This window comes from Arthrobacter sp. TJ-236 (assembly GCF_058269235.1).
Genome location: NZ_JBZCNI010000001.1, coordinates 698184 through 709729 on the forward strand (window position 1 = coordinate 698184; position 11546 = coordinate 709729).

The window sequence follows — 11546 nt, forward strand, 5'->3', positions numbered from 1 at the left end:
AGATCAGGCGGCGCCTTGCCCTCCGGCGAGCGAGTCGAGCTTCGCCTTGAGTCCGTTGAGGGCCGGGTCGCGCAGCGAGTCGAACGCGGGTTTCAGGAACGGCTGCGCCACCTTCAGGATGCCCTTGATGCTGAACCGGGCGGTGTACGTCACGTCGCTGCCGCCCGGGATGGACGACGACGGGGCGACGTCGATCGAGTCGAACGCGACGACGGTCTTGTTCTCCCCCCGCAGCGTGATGTGCGCAGGCAACAGATCGATGATGCGGTACTCGAGGGAGGACCGCTTGCCGCGGAAATCGGCCTCCGCGTGGTAGCGGTGCCCCAGGGCCGCAGGACCGGCCGTGAGCTTCTCGACCACCGGTGTGCCCGGATCCCAGGAACTCGTGTTCTCGAACTCGGACAGGAAGGCGAAAGCCTGGTCCGGGGGCAGGATGCTGCTGACGGTGCCTTCGACGGTGATCATGGGGCCACCCTACAAGGGTGTCGGTGACGCTCAGTATGCTGATGGTTCCGCACGTCCACGCAGCACCACCACGCGAAGGAACACACATGGCAGACACACTGGGTAGCCCGAACTCCGAGCCCGAGGGCGGCTTCGAACGCGATCCGTCCGACTGGGTGACCGGCGACGAGCCCATGACCGCAGCCCAGCGCAGCTACCTCGACACCCTCGCCCGGGAAGCCGGCGAGGAGATCCCCGCGGACATCAACAAGGCGGAGGCGTCCGAGCACATCGACCGCCTGCAGGGCAAGAGCAAGCGCCTCACGGACGACTGACCGCTGCGGCGTCGCAGGCGTCCGCCCGGGCGTCCTCGCAGGATCGCGTCAACGGACGGCTGCGAAGTTGAACTCGGTGCAGATGTCCTGGCCGAAGACGAAACGGCGCACCGGTGCCGTGCGCGCCTCGGCCAGGACGTCCGATCCACTGAACCTGATACCCGGCACGCCGTCGCCCACGAGGACCGGCGAGGTGGTCAGGTAGAGCCGGTCGAGGACGCCGGCCTCGAGGAAGCGCGAGACGGTGTTCCCGCCGCCCTCGACGAGCACGCGGTCCAGGCCCCTCGCCTGCAGCACCGCCAGCACGCGTTCGGGCGCGAAGTCCTCCTGCGGCAGCCTCACCACGTCGACCGTCGCCGGAGGCGTCCCGGGCACCACGGCGTCACGGCCCACGATCCACAGCGTCGGCACGCCGTCGTCCGCGAGCACGCGGGCTCCGAGCGGCACCTTCGCCGCGGCGTCGAGGACCACCCGGACGGGGTGGGCACCCGGAACGTCGACCACAGCGAGCGAGCAGTCCTCCCCCAGGACCGTCGAAGCGCCCACCACCACGGCGTCGACCAGGGCACGCAACCGCTGGAGGTGCTCCCGGTCTCCGCCGTCCTCGTGGAACGCCGGATCACCCGATCGTGAGGCGATGAACCCGTCGAGGCTCTGCCGCAGTCGTGCGACCACCATCGGCCCGGCGGCCCCCGCGAGGAAACCGTAGCGGTGCGTCAATTCCTCGCCCTCCCCCTGCGCGGGCGCCGGGGGGATCACGCCGTCGAGCAGGTCACCCCACACGCCCGCCGAGGGCGCCGGGTCGTGGCGCATGCGCGCCCGCTTCGTCGCGAGGTAGCCCGCGTTCTCCGCGTGCTCGGGCACGGCGAGCCCCTGCCGCTCGACGACGTCGATGCCGAGCCGCTCGAGGGCCTCCTGCTTGGCCGGGTTGCCCGAGAGCAGCCTGATGGCGCCGATCCCGAGATCCTGCAGGATCTCCGCCGCCGAGTCGTACCGGCGGGCGTCGACGGGCAGGCCGAGAGCCGTGTTCGCATCGACGGTGTCGATCCCGCGGTCCTGGAGCGCGTAGGCCTTCAGCTTCGCCAGCAGCCCGATGCCGCGTCCCTCGTGGCCGCGCACGTACACCACCACCCCGCGGCCCTCGGTCGCGATGGCCGCGAGCGCCGCGTCGAGCTGTTCGCCGCAGTCGCATCGCCGCGACCCGAGGGCGTCCCCCGTCAGGCACTCGCTGTGGACGCGGACGAGCGGTGCCTGTTCCGACCGGATACCTGCGCCGGTACCTGTGCTGCTGTCGGCGATCCCGTCGATGACAGCGGCCGGGGTGCGGTCGGCGATCCCCTCGGAGACACCGTCGGCGATGCCCAGGGCGAGCGCCACGTGCTCGGTGCCGGCTCCGTCCCGGTAGCCGAGCAGACGGAACACGCCGTGCCTCGTCGGAAGGACCGTCTCGACGACACGCTCGACGCTCGCGGACACTCCTGCGGGCTCGCGTCGGGCGTCGGTCGCCCCGTCGACCCTCTCGGCCCGCGCAGGGCGGGGCAGCGGGCGGGGGTCGTCCGGGGATCGGACGGGCTGGGCGGACATGGCACAACTCTAGGAGGGCGGGTGCGCTCAGCGGTAAACGGCCGACACACACGCTGCGGACACCGTGCCCGGCGTCCGGACGAGCTCAGCGGGTGGCGACGGCATACGCAGCGTGGTTGGCGGCAGGGCTCGACCGGCGAGGACACAGAAGTCTCACGGCAGGGTTGGACCGGCCAGCGCGCAGGAGCGTCGTGGTGTCAGTCCGCCGCGGCCAGGCGCACGGCCTCCGCCGCCTGCCCCAGCACGGCCCGGAACGCGAGGACCGCCGGCCTGCGTGCACCCGCGCGCCGCACGGACGTGAAGATGGAGCGCCGGGGGTCGTCGTCGAGCCCGTGAAGCACGACGGGCGTGTCCCGACCGGTCCAGACGAGGTCGGGCATGAGGGCCACGGCGTTCCCGGAGGCGATCAGCCGGATCTGCGCCTGAAGGTCCGCCGTCTCGTAGCGCACGTCCGGCTCGAAGCCTGCCCGGCGGCACGCCTGTTCGGCCCAGTGCCTCGACGCCGCGCCTCGCGGCTCCATCACCCAGGCGGCGCCGGCGGCCTCGGCGATCGAGGCGGGCGCGTGGTCCGAGGACTGCGATGGCGGGACGGCGAGGCGGATGGCATCCTCGGTGAGCGCCACGTGGTCGAGCTCGGGGTGGCGGGGAGCGGCGTGACCGGGGTACTGCTCGGCGATCACGAGGTCGAAGTCGCGCGCGAACGTCTCGTAGAGTGCGGCTTCCGGCTCCCGCTGCACCATCTCGACGCGGACATCCGGGTAGTCGCGCGTCATCGCGGTCAGGGCATCCGGCATGAGCGCCAGTGCGGCGGACTGGAAGACGGCGACGCGCACCGTTCCCGAGACGGTGGTGAGCGAGGAGGCGAGATCGGCCTCGGCCCGCTCGAGCGTCTCGAGGAGTTCCGCGGTGTGTGCCACGAGGACCTCCGCCTGGGGCGTCAGCACCACGCGCCGGCCGTTCTTCCGCAGCAGTTCGACGCCCGCCTCCTGCTCGAGGAGGGCGAGCTGCTGGGACACCGAGGACGGGCTGTAGTTCAGCGCGGCGGCCACCGCGCCGAGCGTTCCCCTGAGCTTCAGCTCGCGCAGGAGCCGGAGTCTGCGCAGATCGAGCACCGTCCCCGCCTTCCTCGAGCCGTCGTGACTCGTGCCCTCCGAAGCTCCTGCAAATCCTTCGGTCGCCCTGACGAATACTCTTCGGTATTCATCGCTTTTCCCCATCATAGGGGTGGGCGGATACTGACGGGACCGAAGCATGACCCGTGCGCACGGCCACCGCCGTCCGATCGAAAGCCGAGCCGTGACCACACAGATCCCGCCGCGTGACCACACCGCCGCCCCGGACCGCCCGATCACCCCGTTGGCCGACCCGGCAGTGACGTCCTCCAGCTTCGGTGCCTCCCCCGGCGGCACCACGGACATCCCGGCAGCGCTGCCGACCGATGCGGTCGCCCTGGTGCGGCGGTGGCTGACCGAGGCCTCCTCCGTACCGGTGGACTCCTCGGCGCGGCAGCTCGCCGGCGTCCTCAAGGACCCGGACGGCCTCGCCTTCACCGTCGGCTTCGTGGACGGCGTCATCCGCCCCGAGGACCTCTCCGTCGCGGCTCGCAACCTCCGGGCTCTCGCGCCCCGCGTACCCGCGTTCCTCCCCTGGTACATGCGCTCGGCCGTCACGGTGGGTGCCGCCGTCGCGCCGGTCCTGCCCCGCATGGTCATCCCCATCGCCCGCCGCGTCCTGCGGGAGATGGTGGGACACCTCATCATCGACGCGACCGATGCCCGGCTGGGTCGGTCGATCGCGAAGATCAGGCGCGACGGCGTCCGGCTCAACGTCAACCTGCTGGGCGAGGCGGTGCTCGGCGAGCGCGAGGCCCAGCGTCGCCTCGACGGCACCGTCCGCCTCCTCGAGCGCGACGACGTCGACTACGTGTCCATCAAGGTCTCCTCGACGGTCGCCCCGCACCCCGTCTGGGCGTTCGAGGAGGCGGTGCAGCACGTCGCCGAGAAGCTCGCGCCGCTCTACACGCTCGCCGCGCGGCCCCGGGCTCGGACGTTCATCAACCTCGACATGGAGGAGTACAAGGACCTCGACCTCACGCTCGCGGTGTTCATGGAGATCCTCGACCGACCCGAGTTCCTCGACCTCGAGGCCGGGATCGTCCTCCAGGCCTATCTCCCCGACTCGCTCGCGGCGATGATCCGGCTGCAGGAGTGGGCGGCCGCGCGGAGGGCACGCGGTGGCGCCGCCATCAAGGTGCGCGTGGTCAAGGGCGCCAACCTGCCGATGGAGCAGGTGGAAGCCTCCCTGCACGACTGGCCGCTCGCCACCTGGGGGTCGAAGCGGGAATCGGACACGCACTACAAGCGCGTGCTGAACTACGCCCTGCAGCCCGGGCGCGTGGACAACGTCAGGATCGGCGTCGCCGGCCACAACCTGTTCGACCTCGCCTTCGCCTGGCTCCTCGCGGGCGAGCGCGGCGTCAGCGGGGGCATCGAGTTCGAGATGCTCCTCGGCATGGCCCAGGGCCAGGCCGAGGCCGTCAAGCGCGACGTCGGGTCCCTGCTCCTGTACACGCCGGTGGTGCACCCGGGTGAGTTCGACGTCGCCATCGCCTACCTGATCCGCCGCCTCGAGGAGGGCGCGAGCCAGGACAACTTCATGTCCGCCGTGTTCGAGCTCAGCGAGAACGAGGCACTGTTCGAGCGCGAGAAGAACCGTTTCCTCGCCTCCCTCGCCGACCTCGACGACTCGGTGCCCTCGCCCCGCCGGACGCAGGACCGCACCGTCCCGGCGCCGTCGCACGCCGGCTCCGGCTTCGTGAACACGCCGGACACCGACCCCTCGCTGCCCGCGAACCGGGCCTGGGGCCGGGCCATCCTCGATCGGGTCCCCACCTCGCGGCTCGGCGAGGACCTCGTGGCGGAGACCACGCTCACCCGGGCCGAGGACCTCGAGGACGCCATCGCCGGCGCCGTCACCGCCTCGAACGCCTGGGGAGCCATGACGGGCGCCGAGCGGGCCGTCGTCCTGCACCGCGCAGGCGACGCCCTCGAGGCCCGGCGCGCCGAGCTCATGGAGGTCATGGCGGCCGAGACGGGCAAGACGCTCGACCAGGCGGACCCCGAGATCTCCGAGGCCGTCGACTTCGCCCACTACTACGCGGAGCGGGCGCGGGAGCTCGACGACGTCGACGGAGCGGCGTTCTCGCCCGTGCGGCTCACCGTGGTCACTCCCCCGTGGAACTTCCCCGTCGCCATCCCCGCCGGGTCCACGCTCGCGGCCCTCGCCGCCGGCTCCTCGGTGATCATCAAGCCCGCCTCCCAGGCCCGCCGCTCCGGCTCCGTCATGGTGGACGCCCTGTGGTCGGCCGGCGTACCGCGTGAGGTCCTCCGCCTCGTGCAGGTCGAGGAGAACGATCTCGGCCGGCAGCTCATCGCCGATCCCCGCGTGGACCGCGTGATCCTGACCGGCGGGTACGAGACCGCGGAACTGTTCCGCAGCTTCCGGTCGGACCTGCCGCTGCTCGCGGAGACGTCGGGTAAGAACGCCATCATCGTGACGCCGAGCGCGGACCTGGACCTCGCTGCGAAGGACGTGGCGCAGTCGGCGTTCGGCCATGCCGGCCAGAAGTGCTCCGCCGCCTCGCTCGTGATCCTCGTGGGCAGCGCGGCCACCTCCCAGCGCTTCCGCCACCAGCTGCTCGACGCCGTCACCTCCCTCACCGTCGGCTACCCCTCGGACCCCGGCACCCAGATGGGCCCCGTCATCGAGCCCGCCGCCGGCAAGCTCCTCGACGGCCTGACCACGCTCGGCGAGGGCGAGTCGTGGCTCGTGGAGCCCCGGCCGCTCGACGACACGGGCCGCCTGTGGAGCCCGGGGATCCGCGACGGCGTGACGCGCGGCTCCACCTACCACCTCACCGAGTACTTCGGGCCGATCCTCGGCATCATGACGGCCGCGACCCTCGACGAGGCCATCGCCCTGCAGAACGACATCGACTACGGGCTCACCTCGGGCATCCACTCGCTGGACAGCCGGGAGATCGCCGCCTGGATCGACGGCGTGCAGGCGGGCAACCTCTACGTGAACCGCAGCATCACCGGTGCGATCGTCCGGCGCCAGCCGTTCGGCGGGTGGAAGAAGTCCGCCGTCGGCGCCGGTACGAAGGCGGGCGGCCCCAACTACCTCGTGGGTCTCGGCTCATGGAGCTCCCGTCCGTCCACCGCGGACCAGCCGCCGCTGCCCGTCGTCACGCCCCTGCTCGCGCCCGCGCGGTCAGCGGGCCTGACCGGGGACGACGTCGCCCGCCTCGCACGCGCTGCGTCGTCGGACGCCGCTGCCTGGGTGGCGACCTACGGATGCGTGTCCGACGTGTCGGCGCTCTCGGCGGAGCGGAACCTGTTCCGGTATCTCGCGCACCCGGTGACCGTCCGCCTCGGGGAGGCCGGCACGCTCGCCGACCTCCTCCGCGTGCTCCTCGCGGCCCGTACTGCCGGAGCGCCGGTGGAGATCTCCACCGCCGTCGACCTGCCGGCCGGCGTGCGGTCCGCCGTCGGATCCCTCGCCGTGCGCTGGACGGTGGAGGATGACGCCGCGTGGCTTGCGGGCGCGGACCGGCTGACGGCCCGGCGGGTGCGCCTGATCGGCGGGGACGCGAGCGCGCTCGCCGCGGCCACGGGCGGGCGCCCCGACCTGGCGATCTACGCGCAGCCGGTCACGGAGTCCGGGCGGGTCGAACTGCTGCCGTTCCTGCAGGAGCAGGCCATCAGCATCACGGCCCACCGCTTCGGCACTCCCAACGGGTTGACCGAGGGCATCCTCTGATCGGTGCGGAGCATCGGACGCCCCCGAGCCCGTCCTAGACTGGCCCGGGGTCGCCCGATCCCTCGCACACCGACGCACACCGACGCGCTCCCCGCGCTGCCCCGGAAGGACCGATCCCGACCATGAGCAGCCATGACGCCCGCCCTGCGACGCCCCGGACGAGGCTCGCAGGGCTCAGGGCCTGGTTGCCGGGGCTGCTCGTCATGGCTGCGGGTGTGACGCTCGCGCTGGTCCTCGCCGGTCTCCAGTCGGTCATCGGCGCCCTGGTCATCGCGCTCGTCCTCGGGATCCTTCTCGGCAACTCGGGGCTCTACACGCCGGTGCTGAAGACCGGGATCGGCGGGGGGACAAAGCGCCTGCTCCGCTCGGGTGTGGTGCTGCTCGGGCTGCAGCTCGCCCTGCCGGACATCCTCGCGCTCGGCCCCGGGGTGATCCTGCTGATCGTCGCCTGCGTCACCCTCAGCTTCTACGGCACCCTCTGGATCGGCGGGAGGTTCGGCCTCAGCAGGAAGGCTTCCCTCCTCATGGCCGCCGGGTTCTCCATCTGCGGGGCGTCGGCCGTCGCCGGTATGCAGGGCATCGTCGACGCCGACGACGACGAGGTGGCCTCCGCCGTCGCGATGGTCACCCTCTACGGCTCCCTCATGATCGTGGCGCTGCCCCTGCTCAACGCGGTCATCGGGCTCGACCCGGCGCGCTTCGGGGTGTGGTCGGGCCTCGCGGTGCACGAAGTGGCACAGGTGGTGGCGGTGGCCAGCACCGCCGGTTCGGTGGCACTCGCCTCGGCCACGGTGGTCAAGCTGGGGCGCGTCCTCATGCTCGCGCCGGTCGCGGCCGCAGCGGGTCTCGGGGAGCGACGCCGGGCCGCTGTTTCGGCCCGGACCGCCGGCATGGCGGCACCGGTGGACGCGGCCCGCAGTGCCGGCGGCACCCCGCTCGTGCCCCTCTTCGTCGTCGGGTTCCTCGCCATGGTGGCCCTGAGGTCGCTCGGCGTGCTGCCGGAGCCCGTGCTCGATCTCGGGCGCACGCTGACCACGGTGCTGCTGGCGGCAGGCATGTTCGGTCTCGGGGCGGGCATCGACGTCCGGCGTCTCCTGCGCACGGGGGGCCGGTTCGCGGCGGTGGGCGCGGTGTCGACGGCGTTCCTGGCCGTCGTGTCCCTACTCGGGATCCTCGTCCTCACCTAGGGGTCGCACGGTCCCGCCCGGCCGGAGCGCCGCAGGACGTGCCCGGCGCCGCGACGCGAACCTGCAGGACCTACTGCAGGGAGCGACGGGGTCAGCGCAGTCCGGTGGTCCGCTCGAGCGCGAGACCGATCAGCTCGTCGATCAGTTCCGTGTAGCCCAGACCGGACTTGGCCCACATCTGCGGGTACATGCTGATGGGCGTGAAGCCGGGCATCGTGTTGATCTCGTTGATCACGAGTCTGCTGTCCGGGGTGTAGAAGAAGTCCACGCGTGAGAGCCCTTCGGCACCGATCGCGTCGAACGCCGTGGCCGCGAGGGCGCGCACCGTGTCCTGGATCCCGGCGGGGAGATCGGCGGGGCAGGAGAGTTCGGCGGCTCCACCGTCCACGTACTTCGCCTCGAAGTCGTACCAGGCGTGGTCGCCCGGCTGCATCGCGATCTCGCCCGGCAGCGAGGTGCGGGGCGCGTCGAGCCCGCGGCCCTGCAGCACCGCCACCTCGATCTCGCGGCCCACGATTCCTGCCTCGACGACGACCTTGGGGTCGAACACGCGCGCGGCCTCGATGGCCGCGGGCAGGGCGTCGGCGTCCTCGACGCGACTGATGCCCATCGACGAACCGGCGCGGGCGGGCTTCACGAACACGGGGAAGCCGAGCGTCGCCGCCCGGTGTGCCGAGCCCTCGGGGTCGCGGCGCCACTGCCGGTCGGTGATGACCTCGTACGGGCCCACCTCGAGCCCGGCCGCGGCGAACACCACCTTCATGTAGTGCTTGTCCATGCCCACGGCGGAGGCCAGCACGCCTGCGCCCACGTACCGCATGTCGGCGAGCTCGAGCAACCCCTGCACCGTGCCGTCCTCGCCGAACGGACCATGCAGCAGCGGCAGGACGACGTCCACCCCGCCGAGACTCTCGGGCACGGCTCCGGGCGCGGCAAGGAGCAGCTCCTGACCGGCGCTGCCGTCCACGGCCGTTCCCATGACCACCGCCTGCTCGGTCATGGTGACTTCCGGCAGGACGTCGGAGCGTAGCGACCACGCCGACGGGTCGGCGGAGACCAGCGACCACTGGCCGCTCTTCGTGATGCCCACGGGCACCACGTCGTACCGCGTGCGATCGATCGCCTCGAGGACGCCGGCAGCCGTCACGCAGCTCACGGAGTGCTCGCTGGAGCGTCCGCCGAACAGGACGAGGACGCGCGGCTTGCGTGCTGTGGTGTGAGGGGAGGTGGCAGGAGCGGTGGTGGCAGGAGCGGTCGTGCTGTCGTTCACGCGGGGGTGTCGCCTTCCGGCTTGAGGTTGCGGGACAGCAGGCGCGGCCCCAGGTCGTTCACGGACAGCCTGCCCTGCAGGACGGCCACCACGCTCTCCGTGATGGGCATGTCCACGCCGAGCTTCCGGGCGGACTCCAGCACCGCCTGCGCCGACTTGATGCCCTCGGCGGTCTGGTTCATCCGCACCGTCACCTGCTCGAGGGTGAGCCCCTGCCCGAGCAGCTGACCCGCGGTGTGATTGCGTGAGAGCGCCGAGGAGCAGGTGGCGATCAGGTCACCCATGCCCGCGAGTCCGGCCATGGTCTCCGGCCTGCCCCCGAGCGCGACGGCGAGGCGGGTCGTCTCGGCGAGCCCACGGGTGATCACCGAGGCCTTCGTGTTGTCCCCCATGCGGCGCCCCTCACAGATGCCGACGGCGAGGGCGATCACGTTCTTGACGATCCCGCCGATCTCCACGCCGATGACGTCCGTGGAGGTGTAGGGCCGGAAGTAGGACGCCGTGCAGGCGGCGGCGATCCAGGTGGCGGTGCCGTGGTCCGGGCACGCGACCACCGACGCCGTCGGCTCCTCACGGGCGATCTCCAGTGCGAGGTTGGGCCCGGAGACCACGGCGATGCGCTCCGCGGGCAGGCCGAGCTCCTCCGCGATGACCTCGCTCATGCGGGCGTCCGTGCCCACCTCGAGCCCCTTCATGAGGGAGACGACGACGGCGTGTCCGGGGATGAGCGGGCGCCACGCGGGGAGCTGCGCGCGCAGCGTCTGCGCGGGGACGGCGAGCACCACGAGATCGCTCCCGGCCAGGACCTCGGCGACGTCGGCGGACGCCGTGACGTTCCCCGGCAGGAGCGTGTCACCGAGGTACCGGGGGTTGCGGTGCGTGGTGCGGATCTCCTCCGCGACCTCGGGACGCCGTGACCAGAGTGCGACGACGGTGGCGGGCGAGGAGTCGGCCAGGACCTTCGCGAACGTGGTGCCCCAGCTGCCTGACCCGAGGACGGCGATCCTCCCCGGCGCGGCCGCGGTGTGACCCGGCGCGGTCATGCCGCTCCCCCGACGGAGGACGGACCGGGCGTGCCGCCGTCGTCCGTTCCGCTCGTGCCCGTGGTGTCCGTCGTACCCGTCGTGCCGTCGGCCTTCCCGCCGTCGTCCGTCGTCGGATCGTTTCCCTCGGGGGTCCGGCCGGACGCCGGCTTCTGCGCGGGGTCCCACCGGGTGGCGGGGGGCTGCTCGTCCCGCAGTTCTGCCACGAGCGCCGTGATGGCGTCGACGATCCGCTCGGTCGCGGCGTCGAGGGTGGTGCGGGTGAGCGGTGCGTCCCGGAAGTCGCTGAGGTCCACCGGCTCGCCGACCAGCACGCGGACCCGCTTGCGCGGGAGGAGGTGGAAGCGCCTGGCGTACCGGGGGAAGACGTCCTGCGCGCCCCAGTGGGCCAGGGGCACCACGGGAGCGCCGGTCTGGAGGGCCAGGCGGGCCGCGCCGGTCCGTCCCTTCATGGGCCACATGTCCGGGTCACGCGTGAGCGTCCCCTCGGGGTAGATGATGATCCCCCCGCCGTCCGCGAGTGCCTCGCGCGCCGCCTCCAGCGAACGGTTCGCACCGGCAGAACTCCGCTCCACGGGGATCTGCTTGATGACCCGGAGGATCCACCCGATCACCGGGACGCCGAAGATCGAGGCCTTCGCGAGGAAGTGCGGCATCACGCCCTGGTTGTACAGGAAGTGACCCACCACCACGGGGTCGATCTCCGTGACGTGATTGGGGCACACGATCATGCCCGTGTTCCTCGGCAGCTTCTCCTGGCCGTGCCACTCCTTGGCCAGGAGCGCGTTCATCACCGGCCTCACCCAGGTGGCGAGGAACGTGAACATGGCGCGTGAGCCGCGGGATTCCCCCATCAGGCGGC

At 72.0% G+C, this 11546-nt stretch carries 9 protein-coding genes; 3 read left to right on the plus strand and 6 right to left on the minus strand.

Annotated elements, in window-relative coordinates:
* Nucleotides 1–3: 3 nt before the first annotated feature.
* The gene (locus AC4D16_RS03275; RefSeq protein ID WP_490948965.1) at nt 4–465 is read right to left on the minus strand and encodes an SRPBCC family protein; all 462 of its coding nucleotides are present in this window, start codon (nt 463–465) and stop codon (nt 4–6) included.
* Between the two features lie 86 nt (nt 466–551).
* Between AC4D16_RS03275 and AC4D16_RS03280 the strand changes: the two genes are divergently transcribed.
* Nucleotides 552–779, plus strand: coding sequence for a DUF3072 domain-containing protein (locus AC4D16_RS03280; RefSeq protein WP_490953944.1), 228 nt, complete (start codon nt 552–554; stop codon nt 777–779).
* Between the two features lie 48 nt (nt 780–827).
* Here AC4D16_RS03280 and ribA read toward each other — a convergent pair whose 3' ends face one another.
* On the minus strand, nt 828–2363 hold the full coding sequence (gene ribA, locus AC4D16_RS03285) for a GTP cyclohydrolase II (RefSeq protein WP_490948963.1): 1536 nt from the start codon (nt 2361–2363) through the stop codon (nt 828–830).
* 197 nt (nt 2364–2560) lie between these two features.
* Nucleotides 2561–3475, minus strand: a complete 915-nt coding sequence (locus tag AC4D16_RS03290) for a LysR substrate-binding domain-containing protein (protein WP_490948962.1) — start codon at nt 3473–3475, stop codon at nt 2561–2563.
* A 259-nt stretch (nt 3476–3734) separates the two neighbouring features.
* On the opposite strand from AC4D16_RS03290, the gene AC4D16_RS03295 reads away from it, so the two are divergent.
* Nucleotides 3735–7184 (plus strand): bifunctional proline dehydrogenase/L-glutamate gamma-semialdehyde dehydrogenase, encoded by a 3450-nt coding sequence (locus tag AC4D16_RS03295; protein ID WP_490954664.1) that lies wholly within the window; start codon nt 3735–3737, stop codon nt 7182–7184.
* Between the two features lie 122 nt (nt 7185–7306).
* Nucleotides 7307–8371, plus strand: coding sequence for a YeiH family protein (locus tag AC4D16_RS03300; RefSeq protein WP_490948961.1), 1065 nt, complete (start codon nt 7307–7309; stop codon nt 8369–8371).
* Nucleotides 8372–8462: 91 nt separating this feature from the next.
* Here AC4D16_RS03300 and AC4D16_RS03305 read toward each other — a convergent pair whose 3' ends face one another.
* The 3 genes from AC4D16_RS03305 to AC4D16_RS03315 form a co-directional block, all read right to left on the minus strand.
* Nucleotides 8463–9557 carry a D-alanine--D-alanine ligase family protein gene (locus tag AC4D16_RS03305; protein ID WP_490949490.1) on the minus strand — a complete coding sequence of 365 codons (1095 nt, stop codon included), beginning with the start codon at nt 9555–9557 and terminating at the stop codon, nt 8463–8465.
* Nucleotides 9558–9637: 80 nt separating this feature from the next.
* Entirely contained in the window at nt 9638–10684 is a 1047-nt protein-coding gene (locus tag AC4D16_RS03310) for an NAD(P)H-dependent glycerol-3-phosphate dehydrogenase (protein WP_490948960.1), read from the minus strand.
* Complete coding sequence (locus AC4D16_RS03315; protein ID WP_490953945.1) at nt 10681–11538, minus strand: lysophospholipid acyltransferase family protein; 858 nt, start codon at nt 11536–11538, stop codon at nt 10681–10683. Before AC4D16_RS03315 ends, AC4D16_RS03310 begins: the two co-directional genes overlap by 4 nt.
* Nucleotides 11539–11546: the final 8 nt, after the last annotated feature.